This is a genomic window from Rhizobium sp. USDA 4016, from assembly GCF_056279705.1.
The window spans coordinates 2,371,647-2,392,704 of the sequence record NZ_JBWCCY010000002.1 but is presented as its reverse complement, the minus strand read 5'-3'; the positions used below and the strand labels follow the sequence as shown (position 1 = coordinate 2,392,704).

General features: G+C 61.7%; 23 protein-coding genes and 1 pseudogene. 17 read left to right on the top strand and 7 right to left on the bottom strand.

Going from position 1 to position 21,058, the window contains the following annotated elements:
* Positions 1-14 precede the first annotated feature (14 nt).
* From pxpB to ACZ9DP_RS12520, 8 genes are read left to right on the top strand one after another with little or no spacing between them, the layout of a single operon-like run.
* Positions 15-740 (top strand): 5-oxoprolinase subunit PxpB, encoded by a 726-nt coding sequence (gene pxpB / locus ACZ9DP_RS12555; protein WP_476202281.1) that lies wholly within the window; start codon positions 15-17, stop codon positions 738-740.
* Complete coding sequence (locus ACZ9DP_RS12550) at positions 737-1,708, top strand: 5-oxoprolinase subunit C family protein (protein ID WP_476201990.1); 972 nt, start codon at positions 737-739, stop codon at positions 1,706-1,708. Before pxpB ends, ACZ9DP_RS12550 begins: the two co-directional genes overlap by 4 nt.
* Positions 1,705-2,349, top strand: coding sequence for a GntR family transcriptional regulator (locus tag ACZ9DP_RS12545; RefSeq protein WP_476201988.1), 645 nt, complete (start codon positions 1,705-1,707; stop codon positions 2,347-2,349). Before ACZ9DP_RS12550 ends, ACZ9DP_RS12545 begins: the two co-directional genes overlap by 4 nt.
* Positions 2,346-3,293 (top strand): NAD(P)-dependent oxidoreductase, encoded by a 948-nt coding sequence (locus ACZ9DP_RS12540; RefSeq protein WP_476201986.1) that lies wholly within the window; start codon positions 2,346-2,348, stop codon positions 3,291-3,293. Before ACZ9DP_RS12545 ends, ACZ9DP_RS12540 begins: the two co-directional genes overlap by 4 nt.
* Positions 3,290-4,540: a hydantoinase/carbamoylase family amidase gene (locus tag ACZ9DP_RS12535; protein ID WP_476201984.1), complete on the top strand. Its 1,251-nt coding sequence runs from the start codon at positions 3,290-3,292 to the stop codon at positions 4,538-4,540. Before ACZ9DP_RS12540 ends, ACZ9DP_RS12535 begins: the two co-directional genes overlap by 4 nt.
* On the top strand, positions 4,537-5,175 hold the full coding sequence (locus tag ACZ9DP_RS12530; RefSeq protein WP_476201983.1) for a GntR family transcriptional regulator: 639 nt from the start codon (positions 4,537-4,539) through the stop codon (positions 5,173-5,175). Before ACZ9DP_RS12535 ends, ACZ9DP_RS12530 begins: the two co-directional genes overlap by 4 nt.
* A 22-nt stretch (positions 5,176-5,197) precedes the next feature.
* Positions 5,198-6,364 (top strand): M24 family metallopeptidase, encoded by a 1,167-nt coding sequence (locus tag ACZ9DP_RS12525; RefSeq protein WP_476201981.1) that lies wholly within the window; start codon positions 5,198-5,200, stop codon positions 6,362-6,364.
* Positions 6,365-6,416: 52 nt separating this feature from the next.
* A complete protein-coding gene (locus tag ACZ9DP_RS12520) occupies positions 6,417-6,830 on the top strand; it encodes a VOC family protein (protein ID WP_476201980.1) in 414 nt (137 codons plus the stop codon).
* Between the two features lie 208 nt (positions 6,831-7,038).
* Here ACZ9DP_RS12520 and ACZ9DP_RS12515 read toward each other — a convergent pair whose 3' ends face one another.
* Together ACZ9DP_RS12515 and ACZ9DP_RS12510 are read right to left on the bottom strand one after the other, a co-directional pair.
* Positions 7,039-7,368 (bottom strand): alpha/beta fold hydrolase, encoded by a 330-nt coding sequence (locus ACZ9DP_RS12515; protein ID WP_476202280.1) that lies wholly within the window; start codon positions 7,366-7,368, stop codon positions 7,039-7,041.
* A gap of 458 nt (positions 7,369-7,826) precedes the next feature.
* A complete protein-coding gene (locus tag ACZ9DP_RS12510; protein WP_476201978.1) occupies positions 7,827-8,720 on the bottom strand; it encodes a GntR family transcriptional regulator in 894 nt (297 codons plus the stop codon).
* Positions 8,721-9,035: 315 nt separating this feature from the next.
* Between ACZ9DP_RS12510 and ACZ9DP_RS12505 the strand changes: the two genes are divergently transcribed.
* The 7 genes from ACZ9DP_RS12505 to ACZ9DP_RS12475 are packed head-to-tail and all read left to right on the top strand — an operon-like array spanning position 9,036 to position 15,756.
* Positions 9,036-9,845: an ABC transporter substrate-binding protein gene (locus ACZ9DP_RS12505; protein ID WP_476201977.1), complete on the top strand. Its 810-nt coding sequence runs from the start codon at positions 9,036-9,038 to the stop codon at positions 9,843-9,845.
* A 31-nt stretch (positions 9,846-9,876) separates the two neighbouring features.
* Positions 9,877-10,608, top strand: a complete 732-nt coding sequence (locus tag ACZ9DP_RS12500; RefSeq protein WP_476201976.1) for an amino acid ABC transporter permease — start codon at positions 9,877-9,879, stop codon at positions 10,606-10,608.
* An 11-nt stretch (positions 10,609-10,619) separates the two neighbouring features.
* A complete protein-coding gene (locus ACZ9DP_RS12495; protein WP_476201975.1) occupies positions 10,620-11,363 on the top strand; it encodes an amino acid ABC transporter ATP-binding protein in 744 nt (247 codons plus the stop codon).
* A gap of 14 nt (positions 11,364-11,377) precedes the next feature.
* Complete coding sequence (locus tag ACZ9DP_RS12490) at positions 11,378-12,535, top strand: M20 family metallopeptidase (protein ID WP_476201974.1); 1,158 nt, start codon at positions 11,378-11,380, stop codon at positions 12,533-12,535.
* A 12-nt stretch (positions 12,536-12,547) separates the two neighbouring features.
* A complete protein-coding gene (locus ACZ9DP_RS12485) occupies positions 12,548-13,639 on the top strand; it encodes a mandelate racemase/muconate lactonizing enzyme family protein (RefSeq protein ID WP_476201972.1) in 1,092 nt (363 codons plus the stop codon).
* 1 nt (position 13,640) lies between these two features.
* A complete protein-coding gene (locus ACZ9DP_RS12480; protein WP_476201971.1) occupies positions 13,641-14,807 on the top strand; it encodes a M24 family metallopeptidase in 1,167 nt (388 codons plus the stop codon).
* Between the two features lie 25 nt (positions 14,808-14,832).
* A complete protein-coding gene (locus ACZ9DP_RS12475) occupies positions 14,833-15,756 on the top strand; it encodes a dihydrodipicolinate synthase family protein (protein WP_476201970.1) in 924 nt (307 codons plus the stop codon).
* 74 nt (positions 15,757-15,830) lie between these two features.
* On the opposite strand, the gene ACZ9DP_RS12470 is transcribed toward ACZ9DP_RS12475, so the two are convergent.
* A complete protein-coding gene (locus ACZ9DP_RS12470; RefSeq protein ID WP_476201969.1) occupies positions 15,831-17,048 on the bottom strand; it encodes a pyridoxal phosphate-dependent aminotransferase in 1,218 nt (405 codons plus the stop codon).
* A gap of 178 nt (positions 17,049-17,226) precedes the next feature.
* On the opposite strand from ACZ9DP_RS12470, the gene ACZ9DP_RS12465 reads away from it, so the two are divergent.
* Entirely contained in the window at positions 17,227-18,471 is a 1,245-nt protein-coding gene (locus ACZ9DP_RS12465) for a glutamine amidotransferase-related protein (protein WP_476201968.1), read from the top strand.
* Between the two features lies 1 nt (position 18,472).
* Entirely contained in the window at positions 18,473-19,255 is a 783-nt protein-coding gene (locus ACZ9DP_RS12460; RefSeq protein ID WP_476201967.1) for an SDR family oxidoreductase, read from the top strand.
* 11 nt (positions 19,256-19,266) lie between these two features.
* Here ACZ9DP_RS12460 and ACZ9DP_RS12455 read toward each other — a convergent pair whose 3' ends face one another.
* From ACZ9DP_RS12455 to ACZ9DP_RS12440, 4 genes and pseudogenes are all read right to left on the bottom strand, one after another.
* Positions 19,267-19,728, bottom strand: a complete 462-nt coding sequence (locus ACZ9DP_RS12455) for a recombinase family protein (RefSeq protein WP_476202279.1) — start codon at positions 19,726-19,728, stop codon at positions 19,267-19,269.
* 106 nt (positions 19,729-19,834) lie between these two features.
* Positions 19,835-20,104 (bottom strand): annotated as a pseudogene (locus ACZ9DP_RS12450) (recombinase family protein); the annotation flags it as partial.
* A gap of 166 nt (positions 20,105-20,270) precedes the next feature.
* Positions 20,271-20,573 (bottom strand): hypothetical protein, encoded by a 303-nt coding sequence (locus ACZ9DP_RS12445; RefSeq protein WP_476201965.1) that lies wholly within the window; start codon positions 20,571-20,573, stop codon positions 20,271-20,273.
* A complete protein-coding gene (locus ACZ9DP_RS12440) occupies positions 20,570-21,031 on the bottom strand; it encodes a helix-turn-helix domain-containing protein (protein WP_476201964.1) in 462 nt (153 codons plus the stop codon). Before ACZ9DP_RS12440 ends, ACZ9DP_RS12445 begins: the two co-directional genes overlap by 4 nt.
* Positions 21,032-21,058: the final 27 nt, after the last annotated feature.

Genomic DNA, 21,058 nt, shown 5'->3' with positions numbered 1-21,058 from the left:
AGGACATGGACGTGATGATAGATATGGCTCCGCGCATACTGGCTTGCGGCGACCGGGCGCTTTCGGTGGAGCTTTCGGATCGCATCGATGAGGCGGTCAATGCCCGTATCATTGCGCTGGCCGCCGATCTGGCAGCCCGCCCGCCGGCTGGTTTCGAAGAATCGGTGCCCACCTACCGATCGCTGATGGTCATCTACGATCCCGCCGTTGTGCGCGGGCAGGCGCTGGGGCTCGAACTCAGAAAGCGGCTTAACGGACTTGCGGTCGGTGAGGTAGCTCGCCGGTTCTTTCGCGTCCCGGTCTTTTATGGCGGCCCCGTCGGACTCGATCTCGATGAACTGGCTGCCATGAAGGGTATGACCCCGGCAGAACTGATTGAAATACATTCGGGGGCCGAATACCGCGTCCACATGATCGGTTTTGCGCCAGGCTTTGCTTACCTCGGCGGCCTGCCGGAGGCGCTTCATACGCCGCGTCTTGCCGCGCCACGCCAGCGCATCGAGGCCGGTGCAATCGGCATCGGCGGCAAGCAGGCGAACATCAATTCCGTTGCCGGCCCGAGCGGCTGGCGCTTCATTGGCCGAACGCCTCTGCGCTTGTTCCAACCGGATCGCAAGGAGGCGTTCCTGCTCAAGGCCGGCGATCGCGTGCGCTTCCAGCCGGTCAGCGAGTCGGAGGCCACGCGGCTCGATGCGGCGGCAGCGGCCGGCGAAACGGTTGTGGAGCCCGAGGCGGCATGACGAGCTTGCATGTTAGGGAGGCCGGGCCGATCACGACGGTTCAGGATCTTGGCCGCAAGGGCTTGCTCCATGCGGGTGTTTCCGGCTCCGGTCCAATGGATTCGCCGTCCTTTATGATCGCCAACGCGGTGGTCGGGAATGCGCAAGGGGCGGCGGCGCTCGAGTTCGCCGGCTTCGGAGGCGCCTTTGAGGTTACGGCGCCGGTGCGCATTGCGATCACCGGCGGGGCGGTCGACATCCGGATCGACGGCGTCGCCGTTCCGCCATGGGAGAGCCACGTGTTCGTTCCCGGTTCCACGCTGACGGTCGGCGGTCTGCAGGGCGCTGTCTGGGGCTATCTGGCAATCTCCGGCGGCATCGAGACGCCGCCGGTTCTAGGAGCACGCGCAACGCATCTGAGAACCGGGATCGGCGGGTTCAAGGGGCGCCGGCTGCAGCCGGGAGATCAACTGCCCCTCGGCCTCACGGCGTCCGGTCCCTCTTTGTCGTTGCGCCAGCCGTGGCGGCGCTCGAACAGGCCGATTCAGGTCGTGCCGGGACCGCAAGACGACTACTTCGACGCCGATGCCTGGAAGGCTTTCACCGGAGAACCGTTCATCGTCACCGCAACCCGCGATCGCATGGCGCAAATGCTCGATGGGCCGGCGATCCGCGCGTTCCGTGGCAACGATATCGTTTCCGACGGCACGCCTCTCGGCTCGATCCAGGTGCCCGGTTCCGGCCGCCCCATCGTGCTGATGGCTGAACGCCAGACGACCGGCGGCTATCCGAAGATAGCAACGGTGGCCTCTGTCGATCTGCCACGGCTCGCCCAGATGCCGAACGGCAGGGCGATCCGCTTCATCCGCGTTTCGCAGGCCGAGGCGGAAGAGCTGCTGATTGCCGAACGGCAAGCCCTGCAAGACGTCATCAGCAGCCTGACTCCGAAGACGGTGGCCGACGATTTCGTGCGCGAGGTGGGGCCATGAATCAGCCGCTCACCAAACAAGCCTATGCGAGGATCATCGAAATGATCCTGTCCGGCACGTTGGGTCCGGGCGATGCCTTGCAGGAAGCAAAGCTGGGCGAGGCTCTGGAAATGTCGCGCACGCCAGTCCGCGAAGCGATCAAGCGGATCGAGGCGGAGGGGCTTGCCATGCAGGAAGGACGATTCCTGCGCGTGCGGCGGCTGTCTGCGGACGAGGTGGAGGAAATCTTCTTCCTGCGCCAAACTGTGGAGGTTTATGGTGCCCGCTCCGCCATCACGGTTGCCGCGTCCCTGCTGGAAGCCTTGGAGACACGCATTCGCACATTGATGCAGACAGGCCCGGGCGAGGGTGACGAGCACCGCCAGATCGATGACGATTTTCATCGCATGCTGGCGGCCTCCACCGGAAACGCGATGCTGGTGCGCACGGTCGGCGACTTGCGCCTGCGAACCTGCATGTTCGATCACACACAGGTTCCCGACCGCTTTCTCAAAGGTTGTGAGGAACATCTCGAAATTCTTGCGGCCTTGCGCGCCGGCGATGGCGAAAAAGCGGGCCAGCTGATGGCAGCCCACATCGCCAACGCGCGCGACGCCATACTCGATCGTCTTCAACATTCTCCGGAAAGAGCAGATCCATGAAATGTCTTATCGTTCAGCCGGTTCACGCAGATGGCCTCGCCATGCTGCGCGAGGCGGGCGTGGAACTGGTACTTTGTCCATCGCCCGACATGGAAACCGTTGCCCGTCTGATCGCCGGCTGTGTCGCCGTTATCACGCGGGATGCGGGCCTTTCGGCGGCTGCTATTCATGCGGCCGATGTCCTGCGTGTCGTCGTCGTACATGGCGCGGGGCATGATGCCGTTGACAAAGAGGCTGCCACCGCCCGAGGCGTGCTGGTCTGCAACACACCGGGTGCCAATGCCCGATCGGTCTGTGAACTTGCCCTCGGCCTGGCACTGGCCGCCGCGCGCCGCATCCCGGCCGCCGACCGCAGCGAACGCTCCGGCATGCGCGGCTTTCGCGAGGCTGAGACCTTTGCGGAGCTTTCCGGCAAGACCGCCCTTATCGTTGGCTGGGGTGCCATCGGCTCGGGTCTTGGCCACATGCTGCGTGCCGCACTCGACATGACGGTTCTTGTTTATTCGCCCCGGGTCGCGGACACCGGCGGTTTTGAGCGCGTCACCTCGCTTGCGGCCGGGCTTGCTCGGGCTGATCTCATTTCGTTGCATACGCCGCTTCGTCCGGAAACGCGCAGTCTGATGGGCGCCGAGGCGCTGTCGCAGGTCAAGCAGGGCGCCATCCTCATCAACACCGCAAGAGCAGGGCTCGTCGATGAGGCGGCACTCGCCGATGCCGTTGCCTCAGGCCGCATCGGTGCGGTAGGACTCGACGTCTATTCCCATGACGCCCCCGTTGGACCGCTTTCGGCATCGGGACGGGTGATCTTCACGCCCCATCTTGGCGGAACCACCGCCGAGGCGTTGCGCCGTGTAGCGGTCGGATGCGCGCGAAACGTTCTGACTGCGCTTTCCGCCGAAAGGCCGGCGACGGCGCTCAACGAACCGGCACGGAATTTCGCATGACCGAGACCATCAGGGATACAATCGATCGGTTGCTCACCCGCATTAACGCAATTTCCGCGCCAGGCCCGGGCTACACCCGACCGTCCTACAGCGCGCTCGAAAGCCGGGCCCACGCGGTCGTGGCCGAGGAAGCAGAAGCGCTTGGCCTCACGGTAACGCGCGATGCGGGACTCAATCTCTTCGCGCGCCTTCCGGGGCGCGAGCGGAGCGCTCCCGCACTCCATGTCGGCTCGCATGTCGATACCGTACCCATGGGAGGCGCCTATGACGGTGCGGCGGGAGTCGCCGGCGCGATCGCGCTTGCCGCCGCCTTCGTCAAAAGCGGCGAGACGCCTCCGGTCGACCTCGTGGTTACGGTGACCCGGGCGGAGGAAAGCGTCTGGTTCCCGGTTTCCTATATCGGTTCGCGTGCTGCTCTCGGCCGGCTTTCGGAACTGGACATGCGGGCCAGGCGTGTGGATAGCGGCCGCACCCTGGCTGATCATATGCGCGAGGAGGGCGGCGATCCCGACGCGGTGCTGTTGGGACCGGGCCTTGCACCCGCCCGCTTCGTCGAGATGCATATCGAACAGGGGCCGGTGCTGGATACGGCAGGAGAACCCTTTGCCATCGTCACTGGCGTGCGCGGCGGCCTGCGCTACCGGGACGCGCGCATCGATGGCGTCTGGGCGCATTCCGGAGGGGCTCCGCGCGAAACACGTTCCGATGCGGTTTTCGCACTTGCCGATCTCGTGACCGCACTTGACCGGAACTGGGCGGCGATCCTTGCCGAAGGGCATGATCTCGCCGTTACGTTCGGCAGGGTGGATGCGGCGACCGCCGAGCATGCCTTTGCGAAGGTACCGGGCAGGGTCGATTTCTGTCTTGACCTGCGTAGCGAAGATCCCGCCGTCATCGACCGCATGGATCGCCTCCTGAAGGCTGAGACCGCCGGCATAGAGGAAGCGCGGGGTGTCAGCTTCAACCTTGGGCCGCAATCGCGCAGCCAGCCGTCCATGCTTTCGTCCGCTCTCGGCACGCAGATTGCCGCGGCGGCGGAACGCATCGGCTTCTCACCACGGCGGATGCTGTCCGGCGGCGGGCACGATGCCGCCGCTTTCGCACAGGCAGGTTGGGACGCGGCTATGGTGTTCCTGCGCAATTGGGATGGCAGCCACAATCCAAAAGAGGGAATGGATGCCGCCGATCTCGCGGACGCTGTCCGCACGCTTCACGCCACATGGGCCGACCGGCAGGCACGACCATGAGCGAGCGGGAGACATTGGCGCAACAGGCTTACCGGGAAGTCAAACAGCGCATTCTTGAAGGCGCCTTCGGCGCCGGGGACGTTCTGACGGAGCGCTCGCTTGCCGGCAAATCCGGTATTTCGCGCACGCCGTTGCGCGCGGCGATCTCCCGCCTGGAGAAGGAGGGGGTCATCGCACGGCTCGCCAACGGCTCGCTTATGGTGCGGCCAGTGACCGTGGAGCAATTGCTGGAGATCGTACAACTGCGCAGGCTGCTCGAGGGCGCCGCGGCGGCGCGCGCGGCCGAACGGTCCATGACCCCACCACTCGAAGCATCCCGCAAGACCATGCAGGCCTATGCCGAGGGCGGGGATGTCGCCTTCGATTGCTTCTGGGCCGATGACGACCGCTTTCATCTCGCCGTCGCCGAGGCCGCCGGGCTGACGCTGCTTTCCGCCATGCTGGAGGAAATGCGCAGCATTGCCAGGCGGTGCACGATAACGCGCACGCATGACCGGTTCGACGAGCAGGCACGCGAACATCTTGCGGTGATCGGCGCCATAGAAGCCCGCGATCCGGCTCGGGCGCGTGCCGCGATGGAGGCTCATTTCGACAGCGTGCGTGCCCGCTTCTTGCGCTGGCTCGCCCGTCCGTAATTCGAGAATCGAGAACATTTCCATGATGGAATTCCAACAATTGCGCGGTCGGGAGGCCACCTTTGGCGCGGGGGAATTCGCCAACAGACAGGAGCGCGCCCGCACTGCCATCCGCGCGGCTGGCCATGAGGCCCTTGTCGTAACTGGCCCCGAAAACATCTACTGGCTGACAGGCCGGCAGACCGCCGGCTATTTTGCTTTCCAGATTCTGATCATGCCGGTGGAGGGGGCACCTGTGCTTCTGGTTCGGCAGCTCGAGCTTCCGGGGGCGGTCGCCAATACCTGGCTTGAGGAAATCGTCGCTTATCAAGACGGTGCGGACCCAGCCGAGGCATTGGCAGCGCTCTTAAAGCGGCGCGGGATTGGCCATTTCGCGATGGAACTCGGCGGCTGGTTTGTGTCTCCCATCCTCGCCGTTCGTATCGCCGCGATGTTCGGCGCGGACGCCTTGCCGGACGGCTCGGCGATCCTGCCCCCGCTCAGAATGGTCAAGTCGGAGGCCGAACTGGATGCAATACGCGCGGCAGCACGCTATGCGGAGGCAGGTCTTGTCGCCGGGATCGCGGCCTGTCGCGCGAGCGCGGATGAAAATGCCGTTGCCGCCGCCATGCTTGCCGCCGCAACGATCGCCGGCTCCGAGGCCATGGCGATGGAACCGCTCGTCTCCTCGGGGCCTCGAAGCGGATTACCGCACATGACGTGGCGGCGTCGGCGGCTCGATCCCGGTGACGCGGTTTTTCTGGAACTCGCCGGCAGCCACGCGCGCTATCATGCCGCGCTGATGCGAACGGTCTGGATCGGCGAGCCGCCGGCAGAAGCACGCCGGATGATGGATTGCGCCCTGCGTGCGCTTGATGCGGCTCTTCTCGCGATTCGACCAGGCGTATCCTGTGCAGAGCCGCATCGGGCCGCGCAAAAGATCATCGATGCGGCGGGCTATACATCCGCGTTCCGCAAGCGCATCGGCTATTCCATGGGCGTTGCATTCGCCCCTGACTGGGGGGAGGGCGGCCTGCTAAGCCTTTATACAGACGTGCGGACGACCATCGAACCGGGCATGGTCTTCCATTTGCCGGCGACACTGCGCAGCTACGGGGTCTGGACAGTCGGCGCCTCCGAGACCGTGATCGTCACCGAGGAGGGAGCCAAACCTCTCTCGAGTCTGCCCCGCGACCTGACAATTCGCTGAACGACGGACAGAACCATTTCAGCTCAAGACCAGTATCAAACAAGGAGTTACGATGCGATCGCTTTTTCACCTCGCCTATCACGTCACCGACCTCGACGAGGCCCGTGGTTTTTATGGTGAGATCCTTGGCTGCCGCGAAGGTCGTTCGACCGACACTTGGGTCGATTTCGATTTTTTTGGACACCAGATATCGCTGCATCTCGGCGAGCCTTTTAGGATAACCCGCACGGGCAAGGTTGGCGACCACATGGTAATGATGCCGCATCTCGGCATCGTCCTGCCGCTCGACGATTGGTTCGCACTGGCTAAGCGCCTTGAAGACGGCGGTATCGCCTTCGACATTCCGCCGGTGGTTCGCTTTGAGGGCGAGCCCGGCGAGCAGCGCACGATGTTCTTTTTCGACCCCAGTGGCAACCCGATCGAAGTCAAGGGTTTCAAAGATTTCGATAGCGTCTTCGCGCACTAGGTGTTCGGTCCGGCATTTGATGGATTGGGTCGAGAATGAATAAAAGGAGAGGAGCAGGCATGGGCATCTGATCTCATCGTGCCCGGTATGGTGTGCAGATAGTCGATCTCGGATTGCGGTCCAACTATGCCGCCTATGCGCCGCGCCCTGATGATCGAATACCGAAGGATGCTCCTCGATGAATGAAATCATTGCTTCAATGGGAGGGTCAGCTACGCCATCGCGAAAGAGGGAGAGGCTTTGCGCAGTCAGACCTGACGAAACTCAGGGTTCTCCCCCTCTGCAGCATATCCGCTACAGCAATGACCTTGTCCGCGAACCTGCCGATCGTGAGGCGTGACGCCTCTACGGCGGGTTCCGACTGGCCATGACCTTTGTAGTCAAGTGTTACGACCCGGAACCGACTGGCCAATTGCGCTATCTGAAAGCGCCAGAAGGTATGGGTGCAGAACCAGCCATGCAGCAGGAACAGGAAAGGACCGTTTGAACCGTGCGCTTCAAAATGAATCGTCGGCGCCGAAACCGAGACTGCTGCCATAGATGATGTCTTCTGTAAGGTTAGTCGTCCCTCTCTGTGCAGCACACATTGCACTCCAGGCGGCGGTTTCAACGACATTAGCCCGGCGAGGCGACTGACTTTGATGCCACCGATCTGGTGGCCGGCAACCGCCTTCTCGCCTATCGCGCGGGACGCGGAGCTGCTGATGGTCAATCTCTCCCGCACGAGACAGCGAGCGACGATGCGGGCGCGACAGGCAGCGTTGACGGGCCCAGATATGAGCCGCTCGCTCAGTTGGATTTCCAGAGCTGCCTGCGTGATCTGCGAGGGTTTACATCCCTGCGCCGTCCCGACGGATGCATGGAGGAAATTGATGCAATGCTCCGACTCCTGTGCAAGCGCTCTTCAGACTGCCGATTACATGAAGGTGGAAGGGCCTGCGGATAGGCGCAGGTTTGGAAGTTCAGCCGTGCCTTGGAGTTGCTCAATAAATCCGTTCAGCCCTTTTTGTAGACTCGCGCTGCTCCCAGAGCAGCTTGCAAGTGCTGACTCATCAAATTGGCTGCCGCCGGCCTGTCGCCCGATGAAATGGCATCGAGTATCTTCATGTGCTCGCGGCACCAGTCTTTGACGCGCCGGCGATTGGCATAGCCGCCGAATTCCATAAGCCTACGCAACCTGTTCTGCTGCTGGATTGCCTGCAGAAAGAAGATATTGCCGCTGAATTGGGCGATCATCTCGTGGAACTGGGCGTCCGTTTCGAACAATTGCTGCGAATTTACCGAGCCAATGTTTGAATGCGATTCAAGATAGAGGTGCTGCAGGCGGGATTTCTCCAGTGCGGCGGTGTCGATGCGGAACGTATCCAATAAAATGCCCGCAGGCTCGATCGTGCGCCGGAAATCGTAGCTGTTTCGCAAGGCGATCCGGGAATCGAGGGTGGGTTGGAACTTCCAGCCACGGCCACTGTTACGCGCAAGTAGCCCGTCGTTGACGAGTTGCGTCAGCGTTTTTTGCAGAAGCGTTCTGTCCACGTCGTAGCGGCGGACGATTTCGGTCTGGGTGAAGGTTTCGGGGAGTTTGCCTGAAAGCCGATCCTCGACGATGCGTGAATAAAGACCCTGATCCGCCGTTGCCGGCACTTCGACATCGTGGAAGTGCAGTTCCTCCGGACGGGCCTTCAGGAAAAAGCCCTGGTTCTTGCGCGATTCCACGATGTCCTTTGCCGCGAGTAGAGTGAGGGCGGCCCGGACAGGCGTGCGCGACACGCCAAGCAGTTCGCCAAGCTGCTGCTCGCGCAGATGGTGGCCCGGCTGAAAGCGGGCCTCGCGGACGAAATCGAGGATTCGGTTTGCGAGACGATATCGGCTCTGGCTCGGCGAGGTGGTCATGGGTTTCAGTCAATCTCGTACAATTTCACCGCATCCATACAATAATTTAATGGGTCTGAGCAAGGCGTGCTGCCGATCTGCGCCTGAGTTTTCCTGTTTGCGGGGAATTTATCGCGCCGCACCGCTTATGCGCGAACCAATAGGCACCTTGCCATATTTCAATAACTTATGCGGTTTTCAATGGCACGTAGCCTATATTTTAGGCAGAAAGCGATCATGACCGAATTTGTGCATTTTTGCTTGACTTCCTTTTTAAACGGATTGTATGTTTTGTGTCAGAAAGTGCAATCATGCTCTCAAAAAAGGGGAACCCTCATGTTGAAACGTCTTGTTGCTGTTCTTGCTCTGCAGATTGGTGTGGGTGTGTCTGCTGTCGCAGCAGAGCTTCCCAAGCAGGGTTTGGTCGAAAGCGGTTCGATTACCTACGGCGTCGCGGCGACCTTCTCGCCCTTTGAATTTCAGGCGGATGGCAAGCTTACCGGCTTCGATATCGACCTGATCGACGCACTGACCGCGAAACTGGGCGCCAAACCGGTGCCGATGAACATGGAATTCAAGGGATTGATTCCGGCCCTCATCGGCGGCCGCATCGATATCATCAACTCAGCCATGTACATTAATCCGGACCGCGCCAAGCAGGTCGATTTCATCTCCTACCTGAAAATCGGCAATCGTGTCATCGTCCAGGCCGGCAATCCGAAGGGCATCACCGGCCGTGATGACACGCTGTGCGGTAAGACGATCGCCGTGACGCTCGGCGGTATCCAGGAAAGCCAGGCACGGGCCGATGACAAGCGTTGCACGGAAAAGGGGTTGCCCGGCGTTTCTGTTCTGACCTTCCCGACGGCGCAGGATTCCGCCCTGACGCTGCGCCAGAGCCGCGCCGACGCGGTCTTCGACTCGACCCCGGGTGCGGTTGCGCTGAACACGAAGGTTCCGGGTGTCTACGAGGCCGTGGGTGAGGAATTCGAATCCAATACCAGCATCGGTATGGCCACGCGCAAGGGCGATACGGCGATGCAGGATGCCATCAAGTCAGCGCTCGCCGAAATTGTGGCTGACGGCACCTACAAGAAGCTGATCGAGAAGTGGCAGCTTCCGGCAACGGTTTCGATCTTCAACTGATCCAATTTCGGTTAGGCAGCAGGAGAGTGGGATGTCGCTTGAACTGGTCTTCGACTACCTGAAATCACCCTCATTTTTCAACGGGGCGATGCTCACCCTCCTGATTACCGTGACGTCTCTCATTTTCGGGGTCGTCGTCGGTCTCGTCATCGCACTCATGCAGGAGTCCAAGGTCGGTCCCCTGCAGGCTGTGACCCTTTTCTATCTCTGGATCTTCCGCGGTACGCCCGTGCTTTTCCAGATCATCTTCATCTACAACGTGCTGCCGACGTTTGGCATCCGTCTTTCGGCTTTCCTGAGCGCCGTCATTGCTCTCTCGCTGAACGAAGGTGCCTATATGGCCGAAATTCTTCGCTCCGGCATGCAAGCAGTCAAGAAGGGCCAGCGCACGGCAGGGCTTGCGCTCGGCATGACGCGTGCCGCCGTCATGCGCTACATCGTCATTCCGCAGGCTGCCCGCATCGTTCTGCCGCCGATCGGCAACCAGATGATCGGCATGCTGAAGACCAGCGCACTTGTCTCGGTCGTCGCCGTCGAAGAGTTGTTGCTCGTCGCCAACCAGACCGCGAGCGCGGATTTCCGCTACTTCGAAGCGCTCACTGCCGCCGGCATCTATTACCTCGCGTTGACGACCATCTTTATGGCCTTCCAGTTCTTCCTCGAGCGTTCGCTCGATCCGAAGCGCGGCCGCGACAAGGTTGGCCGCAAATTGCCGCTTCTGGAGAAGCTTAGTCTGATCACCCAGAAGGCCGATGTCCGGTGAAGGAGAAGACAGTGAAAACCGAAACTCCCTTTCTTGAAATCGTGGGCATCGACAAGAGCTTCGGGAACAACCGCATCCTGAAGAGGTGCAGCCTCAACGTCCGGCGCCAGGAAACCGTCGTCATCATCGGCCCTTCCGGGTCCGGCAAGTCGACGCTGTTGCGCTGCGTCAACCTCTTGGAACCGGCTGACGGCGGTGACATCTTCTTCGACGGGCGAGACATCACGCACAACATGAAGAATGCCCCGCTCATCCGGCGCGACATCGGCATGGTGTTCCAGAACTTCGAGCTGTTCCAGCACCTGTCGGCTGCCGAGAATATTATGCTGGCGCCGATGAAGGTGAGTGGCCTCAGCCGGTACGAGGCCCATGATCTCGCCGTGGAACTCCTGAAGAAGGTGCACATCCCGGACAAGGCGGATTTCTTTCCTGACGAACTCTCCGGCGGACAGCAGCAGCGTGTGGCGATTGCAAGAGCGCTCGCCATGAAGCCCAAGCTGATGCTCTATGACGAACCGACCTCCGCGCTCGACCCTGAAATGATCCGTGAGGTTTTGGACGTCATGGCCGATCTCAGCGCCGAAGGCATGACCAGTATCGTTGTCACTCATGAAATGGGCTTCGCCAGACGCGCTGCCGACAAGATCGTCTTCATGGAGGCCGGCGAGATCATCGAAACCGCCAGCAGCGAGGAATTCTTCGGCGGCACCGTCAACGAGCGCGCCCGGCGCTTCCTCGACCAGATTCTGCATTGATCCGGAAAACACCCATGTCCCAGACCCCTGACAGCGCGCGGATGAAGCGCGAACTCGCCGAAATTATTGCCATTCGGACGGAAAACCCTCCGGGCCGCGAGACCGAGGCGGCAGCCTACGTCGCCGAACTTGCCCGCACCGCGGGCTTCGAGACGGTGCTGACCGAATACAAGCCCGGCCGTTTCAATGTCGAGGCGAAGCTAGTGAACGGGCCCGGCCCGGTCTTCGCCTTCAACACCCATATGGACACAGTTCCGGCCGGCGAGGGCTGGAGCAGCGATCCCTTTGTCCTACGTGAAGCCGAAGGTAAGCTCTTCGGTCGCGGCGCTTGCGACTGCAAGGGACCGCTGATCGCTATGATGGAGGCGTTGCGCGTGCTGGCCGCCGACCGCGCCTCGTGGTCCGGAACCCTGCTCGGCGTGTTCGTCGGCGATGAGGAGATCGCATCGGAGGGCGCAAAGTTTTATGCCTCCAGCAAGCCGAAGATCGACTTCGCCGTGGTCGGAGAGCCGACGTCGAACACGACCTTCGCCGCTCACAAGGGCAGCCTGCGCCCCGTCGTCCGCGTTCATGGCGTGTCCGCCCACTCCGGAACGCCCCATCTGGGTGAGAACGCGATCTATCGCGCGGGCCAGCTTCTCGGCCTGATCGAGCAGCATCATCAAACCGTCGTGTGCACCCGCAGCCATCCGCTGGTCGGGCAGGCGAGTTTGACGGTGACCCGCATTTCCGGCGGCCATGCGGACAACGTGCTGCCGGGAGGCTGCGACCTGATGCTCGACCGGCGCATGGTTCCTGGTGAGGACGAGGAAGCAGTCAGGCAGGAAATCGAGGCACTTCTGGCGGCTGCGAAAGAACGTTTCGGCCTGCGCGCCGAAATCATCGACTACAAGGCGACCACCGGCGGAGCGACGGAAACGGCGGTCGACCGACCGATCGTGCAGGCAAGCCTTGCCGCGTGCCGGGCTTACGGCGTCACAAGCCCCGGACCCTATGGTTTCCAAGGCGGTTGCGACCTCGTCCATTTCCGCACGATTGGTGCGGAGGGCACCGTCATCGGGCCGGGCGACCTCTCCGTGGCCCACAAGTCCGACGAATTCGTGCCGGAAGCCGAGTTCGTCACCTCGAGTCTCATTTATCGCGACGTCGCGAAGTCGATGCTGACTGCCTGAGGATTGAAAGGGATGCGGGCCTCTCTCTACCGTTCGATGCTGCACTATGGCGGCGGTCTGATGCTTCACACCGCCTCATCCGGCCCCGTGGCGGGGCTGGATACGCTGCATCTTTGCCTAAAGGCGGATAGCTTTGCCGGCCTCGGCGAGGTGCGTATCAACATCAGCTATCTGAACGGTCTGGCGGCGGACGTGGTCGAGGCGGCGGCAATCGGCCTTTGCGAGCGGCTCGACTGGTCGAGATCCGCGGAGGAACTGCTCGCCGACAGCGAAGCCTTCGCCGGGGAGCTGGCGCCGGTGCGCATGCTGCTCGATTGCGCCCTGCACGATCTGTTCGCGAGAACGGCGGGTATCACCGTTGCCGGCCGGATTGGCGCCAACACCCTGCGGCCGATCGCATATGCCACGAATCAGACGCTTTTCATCTCCGCGAAGGATCACTTTCTGGAACAGGCGCAGGCCTATGTGGACAGGGGTTTTCGTGATCTGAAGGTACGCGTCGGCGCCGCCGGGTTCGAGGAGGATTGTGAAAGGCTCGCAGCCTTGCGTAGCCGTTTCGGCTGCCATGTCAAACTCGCTGTCGATGCCAACGGCGCGTGGCAGGCTGGCGATGCGCTGGAAAAGCTTGATGAACTCGCCCGCTTCGACCTGGCCTATGTCGAGCAGCCGATCGCGCCCGGCGACTGGGATGTGTTGAACCATCTGGGCGCCCAAAGCCCGATACCGCTGATGTTGGATGAAAGCGTTTCCAGCAAAGCCGATGTCGACAGGATCGTTGCGGCGGGCGGCAGGCTCTGGGCGCATCTGAAGCTGGTCAAGCTTGGCGGCATCACGCCAGTACTGCGCGCAGCCCAACAGCTGCAAGCGGCGGGCATTCCCTTCATGATCGGCCAGATGAACGAAGGCGGCATCGCCACCGCGTCGGCCCTGCATCTGGCCGTGGCGACCGCACCGCGCTTTGCGGAGCTCTACGGCGCCGACGGACTGGCAGACGATCCTGCGTCAGGCCTCACTTACGCGAACGGCAGACTTCACGGAACCCGGGCGACAGGCCTCGGCATGACATTCGACGCGTCGAGAGCGCGTCTCATCAGGGAGTTTTGACATGACGACCTCAGGCGTTATCCAGGGACAGGAATCGGCCTTTCCGCGGAAAGAGTATGAGCGCCGCCAGGTGCGCGCGCGCGAAAATCTCGTGGCGGCCGGCATCGACGCGCTCATCGTGACCGGGCCGGAGAACATCTTCTATCTTACGGGTCAGCAGACGCCCGGTTACTACACCTTCCAGGCGCTTGTCCTGCCTGTCGAAGGCGATCCGGTGTTCGTCATCCGACAGCTCGAATATTTCAACTTCGTCGTCAACACCTTCATTCCCGATGCCGAGGTCTATCAGGACGCCGACGATCCGGTTGCCTTCCTCGTCGCGCTCGTCGAAAAGCGCGGCCTGGCCGGCAAGCGCGTCGCGATCGACAAGCGCGGCTGGTTCCTGCCGATCGCGGTCTATGAGACCCTTCTCGCACGTCTCGGCACGATTCACGACGGCGCCGGCCTTGTCGAGAAGGCGCGCGCGGTAAAGTCGCCGCTCGAGATCGAAAAACTCGAAAAGGCCGCCTCCTATGTCGATGCAGGCATGGGGGCGGGGCTCTCAGCCGTCAAGATCGGCGCCAGCGAGAACGATCTCGTTTCCGCAATGATGGGTGCCGCAATCAGCGCCGGTTCGGAATATCTTGGCATGGAGCCGCTCGTTTCCGTCGGCCGACGCACCGGCGTGCCCCATGGCACCTGGCGTCGGCGCAGGCTTGAAGCGGGCGAACCCGCCTTCCTCGAAATGGCCGCATGCCATGATCGTTATCACGCGGCACTGATGCGTTCGGCCTGGATCGGAAAGCCGCCGAAAGAGGCGGCCGATATGATGAAGGTCTGCCAGGAAGCGCTTCAGGCGGCGCTGGACGCAATCCGCCCGGGAGTGCCCTGCGAAGTGCCGCACATCGCCTGCCAGAAGGTGATCGACGCGGCCGGCTATACCGACAACTTCCGCAAGCGGCTTGGCTACAGCGTCGGTATCTCTTTCGCACCTGATTGGGGCGAAGGCGCGATCCTCAGCCTCAATACCGGCGTCAAGACCGAGCTTCAAGCCGGCATGACGTTTCACCTGCCGCCGGCGCTGCGCATCTACGGCCAGTTCACCGTCGGTGTCAGCGAAACCATCGTCGTGACCGAGACCGGTTACCGCGCGCTCGGCAATATCGGCCGGGCGCTTCTCGAAGTTTGACACAAACAGATCAGGACAGAATTCAATGAAGAATATCACCGAAACCCGCGCTCGGCTGAAGGGCATCTTCAACATCACGGTCACGCCGTTCTCAAAGGTTGGCGAAATAGACAAGGCCGGCATTGCGCGCAGCGTCGAGCGTGTCATCGACCTCGGCTTCGACGGCGTCCTGATCGGCGGCACCTATGGCGAATTTCCGGCGATGTCGACGGAAGAGCGCGCCGATCTCTTCCGCCACGTTATGGATGTGGTCGGGGATCGCGTTCCAGTCATGCTGTGCAGCGCCCATTCCGACGTCCGGGTCGTGAAGGAGCTCACACAGCTCGCGGGCGATCTCGGCGGTCTGCCGATGGTGACGCCGCCCTACGTCTCTGAAGTGACGGATGGTCAGATCGCCGCCTTTTTCCGCGACATGGCGCCGCTTTCGAAGACCGGCATCCTCATCTACAACGCGCCGGGCATTGGCATTACGCTGTCTCCCTCGCTTCTGGAGCAGATCGCTGATCTCGAAAACATCGCCGGCGTAAAACAGGGCGATCTTAACCCGACGGCCATCGACCAGATCGCCAATCGCCTCGGCGGTCGCCTGCGCCTCTTCTGCGCTTCCGACCTCGCTTTCCTGGGCCCGATGATGGCAGGATTCGACGGTATCAGCTCCACGAACAGCTGCGCCCTGCCGGAGCTGATCCTTGCCACCTACCGAGCGCTGGAGGCAGGTGATGCCAGGACAGCGCGCGAACTGCATCAGCTCTGGTATCCGCTGCGCGCGCTCGCCCGCAAGCATGGCCAGCCGCAGACGACCAAGGCGGCCATGAACCTTCGCGGTTTCGATGGCGGCTCGGTTCGACTGCCGTTGCGCGACATCGACGACGCGACGCGCGCGGAAGTCTCTGCGGTTCTGGCTGCGCTCGCCAAGGAGAAGCGTTCAGAGGTCACGCTGGCGGTCTGAACGGCAAAGCGGACCGTCAAAGATGGAATAGCCCGGCATCCTGATTTGCCGGGCTTTCTTTCCGGATTGCAGCATCAGGCTGCGCGGTGGCGGCCGAGTTTACCGCAGGCTGCCGCGATCCGCGCGCAAGCCGTGCGCAACGTGTCGGTATCGACCGCGTAAGCGATCCGGATATAGCCGGGCGTACCGAAAGCCGAGCCGTGCACGACTCCGACATGCGCTTCCTCGAGCAGATAGGCCGCGAAATCGAGATCGCTGGCGATGGGCCGCCCGTCGGGCCGTTCACAGCCGATCAGTCCGATGCAATCGGCAAAGACATAGAAAGCACCTTCCGGCCGGTCGGCGTTCAGCCCGTTGGTGCCTGCAAGCATGGTGAGCACGACGTCGCAGCGTTCGGCAAGGGTGTCGAGCCAGGGCTGCATAAAATCGAGGCCGCCGTCGAGCGCTGCAATCGCCGCCTTCTGGCTGATGGAGCTGGCGTTCGAGGTGCTCTGGGATTGTAGGACCTGCATGGCATCAATCAACCAGGCGGGACCACCCGCGAAGCCGATGCGCCAACCTGTCATGGAGTAGCCCTTCGACAGGCCGTTGATTGTGAGTGTCCTGGACTTGAGCCCCGGCACAATGGCTGCCGGCGTGGCGAAATCGCCACCGAAGCGGATGTGCTCATAGATGTCATCGGCCATGACGAGCACCGTTGGAAGATCGGCAACGATGGAAAGGAGCGCTTTCATTTCATCGGCGTTGTAGACAGCCCCAGTTGGATTATTTGGTGAATTTAGAACAATCCATTTCGTCCTTTTGGTGATTGCCGCACGCAAGGCCATGGGTGTGAGCTTCCAGCCGGTGGATGCCTCGCACTGAACGACGACGGGAACGCCGCCGGCAAGGCGGATCATGTCGGGGTAGGAGACCCAATAGGGGGCCGGAATGATGACTTCGTCGCCATCGGAAAGGGTTGCCATAAACGCGTTGAAGATGAGCTGCTTTGCGCCGGCGCCGGCAATGATTTCCTGCGGTTCATATGAAATTCCGTTTTCTCGTAGGAATTTACGGCAGATCGCGGCCTTCAGTTCGGCCGTGCCGGCGACAGCGGTATATTTCGTTTCGCCATCCCGGATCGCGGCGATGCCGGCCTTGCAGACAGCATCCGGTGTCGCGAAGTCAAGCTCACCCTCGCCGAGATTGATAACCTTGTGCCCTGCGGCGAGGAGTGCCCGGACCTTGTCGGAAATTTCGGCAGTAGGTGAGGCGCCGATCAGCCGCATACGCGGAGCGAGCAGAGATTCCATCGTCAGTTCCCTTGTGTTGAAGATGCAGTTATTGTACAAATGGATACAGATAATGCAATTTTTTATATTCGATCATCATCGCGGGATGAGATCGGTGATTGAAGTCCATCCTCCGGTCCGGGCGCGGTGGACTTTGATAGGGGTAATCGTAAGCCTGATTGCGCTAAAGGAGTGCGGAATGACATTGGTTCTGGTCGCTCACGAGACGGATGTTCCCGCACTTTACGGAGCGGCGGCCGCTGTCATTGCCGTAAGCCGGCAGGCCCGCATGATGCATTTGTCCGCCCGGTTCGATACGCAGCGACATGCCGATGCCGTCCAGCACGTGCTTGCTCGCGGCGGTCTTGGCCCGAGCGGACTGATCTGGTACGAGCGCCTGAGCGGCCGGCCGGCGGAGGCTGCGTCCACGACCGCAGAGATCGTGGCAGCGAGCCTTGAGTCGGAGATTGTCGTTCCGATGCACCCGGCATTCCCCGACGATCCGCAGGCACGGGAAGAACTCCTTCGCGCGGCGGCAGCGGCCGATGGGGAGATCGAGGTAATCGAAATCGATTTCGACGGCATGGCTTTCCGTAACCGCGCTGATGCATCCGCGGAGCTCGCTATCCAAGACAAATTCGGGCGGATCGCGCTCGAACGCCGAGCAGCGATCAAGCCGGATGCGCGGCTGAAGATCGGTCTGGTCGGGGCAGAAAGCGATCACCGGAATATCTATCCGGCTACCCTCGCATCGCTGGCGGACGCTGCCGATGCGCTTGCTATCGCACTGGATATTCGCTTCATCGACCCGAAAACGCTCAACGAGACGACGGTCGAGCGGGCGCTTGAAGGACTCGACGGCATTCTTCTGCCAGGTGGTTCGGAGATGGCCAACGTGCCCGGTCAGATCGAGGCTGCCTCGGCATGTCTCGCGACAGGCCTGCCGACGGTCGGCCTGTGTCTTGGCATGCAGACCATGGCGACCGCCTTGGCATGGCGTGCTTTCGGCCGAGGAAAGGCCAATCTGGCAGAGGCCGACCCGTCAGCCGAGATCAAGACATTCATTGTCATGGCCGGACATCGAGATGGAAGAGGCGCTCCAATGCCCGAGCACCGCACAGGCGAGGAGGTCACGCGGGTCCTGCCGAAGTCGCGGCTTGCGGCGGCGCTGCCGTCCACCCTGCTCGTTCGATATAATCACCGCTTCCGCCTCGCTCCGGAGCTCTTGCCGCCCCTCCGCCGAGCCGGGCTTCGGGTAGTCGCCACAGGGCTGAATGGTGCCATCGTCGACGCGATCGAAGATGTCGATCATCCATTCTACGTCGGCGTGCAAGGGCATCCAGAGCTTGCTTCCAGTAACGCCCAGCCACACCCGTTGCTCATGGCCTTTCTCGCCGCCGCGAGTTCCCGTTCCTCCCAATCCTGGAAGCAAAAGGATTTATAGCATGGATCTCAATTTGAAAGGGCGTCAGGCGCTGGTGCTCGGCGCAAGCCAGGGTCTCGGCCTTGCGATGGCCACGACGCTTGCCACAGAAGGCGCATCCGTCATTCTTGCCGGACGCTCAGCCGAACGGCTCCAAGCAGCCGCTGCCGAAGTTCGGACGGCGTCGGGCCGGGCCGTATCGGTCGAGATCGTCGACCTTTCGGACGAGGCCTCGATCGAGAGCTTTTTGGCGCGTCTCGGCGGAAGGCAGATCGACATTCTCGTCAACAATGGCGGCGGGCCGCCGCCCGGAGCGGTTGCAACAGTCACCGCCGACGTCTGGCGCCAGCAGTTCGAGGTGATGCTGAATGCGCCGTTCCGAATCACGGCTGCGCTGCTCCCGGCCATGCGCGCGCGCAAATGGGGTCGCATCGTCAACGTCGTTTCCTCGGGCATCGTGCAGCCGATTCCCAATCTGGGCATTTCCAACACGCTTCGCCTCTCGATCGTCGGCTGGGGAAAGACGCTTGCTGCTGAGGTCGCGGCAGATGGTGTAACGGTCAATTCCGTCATTCCCGGTCGTATCCACACGTCCCGCGTCGACCAACTCGATGCCGCCGCCGCTGCTCGCGCTGGCAAGACGCCTGAAGCCATTGCTGAGGCCTCGCGCGCGGCGATCCCGATTGGACGTTACGGCAAGCCGGAAGAATTTGCTGATGCGGTGGCGTTCCTCGCCAGCGACCGGGCGGGCTACATCACCGGCACCAGTCTGCGCATCGACGGCGGAATGATCCGCAGTATCTGAACGGGGTAAAATCAGGGCCATTCGTGATCGCGCGGATCATCCTCGCCAAAGCCGAGGATCTGCGGCGGTGATGCGGCTCCCGCGTTCCATTTATGGGAGATGTTCGACTTCATAATCCTCAGATTCTCCTGATGCTGCTCCCAACTGATGTAGCCGGGATGGGCACCTGGAATACATGCCGTCCAATCGCCATCATCTTGTTCACGCACAATCTTCTTGCCATCAATGGTGCGTCGATAGCGGCGACGGCCATAGGCATAGGCTCCGGCGTAACGTGGATTGTGCAGCACACGCATCGCCGTCGAGGGGGTCAGTGGCCGGAAAACCGTCTGGCTGTTGTGCCGGCGTGATGGAAACAGAATACCTTCCTGACGAAAGGCCTTGACGGTCTGGGAGGCGGATCCGACGCGAGAACGTCTCGAAGAAATGGACGATCGTCTCTCTGACTTGCGTGTCTGGATCAAGTACCACATTGCCGGAATGGTCATAGATCAGCCCGGTTGGCAGGGGGCAACGGAACTCGCCGCGCCTCGCCTTGTTGAGGATGCCGCCGCGCAGCCGCGCCTTGATCACATGCAGTTCGGCCTCACTCATTGTTCCTTTGAGACCAAGCAGGAGCCGGTCGTTGAAACCCGCCGGATCGTAGACGACGTCTTCATCGAGGATCAGGGTGTCGGCCAGAGCGCAGATCTCGAGCAGCCGCTGCCAGTCAGCATTGTTGCGCGCCAGACGGGAGACCTCCAGACCCATTACGATCCCGGCATGTCCCATGCCGACATCGCTGACCAGCCGCTGAAATCCCTCGCGCCAGACCGCCGATGCGCCGGATTCACCCTGATCGTTGTCGATGACGATAATCTGTTCCTCACGCCAACCAAGGGCGATAGCCGCCCGCGAAGCGCGTATTGCCGCCTGGCGCTCTCGGTATTGTCGACGACTTGCCGCATCGAAGATTGGCGGATGTAGAGGTAAGCGCTGCGTTCAAGGTGATGAGACTGGACTTTGAGGTGTACATTCATGGTGCTCTCCGCTGGTGGTGGATGCTCATGGCGATGGTCGCCAGGACATGAACGACGGCGCTGTGTTCGCCGTGCGCCGGTCGGATGGCCGATGACGGGTAAATCTGCTCTTGATGAGGGCTTGCCGCTGCAGGAAGCGCCCGGGCCCATCCCCACATGCCGCCGCGCTGAAAAAGCATGAGGCCGCTACGTGCCTTGAGCGGCAGAGCTTCGCCGAGAGCTGCTCTGCGCAGCACCTCGTACTGGGCCGCAATGGTCGACGACAGGGTCGAACATGCCGACGTCGCGGCAATGTTCACCTGGCAGTTTTTTTTAATACCCGCTCGATCGTCCTGGGATGAAGTGCAATATCGAGTTCGTTGCGGACCAGCTTGGCGAGTTCGCGCGCACGAACAGGTTCGCCCGGGACCAGCCGCGCCTGCAGAAATGCCAGGACTTCGTCGTCGACCTTGTGGGGACCGCGGGGACCCGGCTTTGCGGGCACCAGTCCGGCAATCCCCGTCGTATCGAAGTTTGCCTTGGCCTGGTAGTAAGTTGGCCTGGAGACACCATACTCGTCGGAAGCATCCGTCACCGAGACGTTGTCGATGGAGACGCGCCGCAGCATCTCGTATTTGACCTGGACGGCGTCGTGCGGATCGAAGAACTCGCTGCCGCGGAACTTCGGGTCTCGCACCTTCTCGGAGTTTGGATTGAAGGTGCCCTCCTCGATGAGGGCATCCGTCTTTGATCGCTTGCTGCCGGACTTTGCAGGCATCGTGGGCTCCGGGTGTGAAGTCGGATG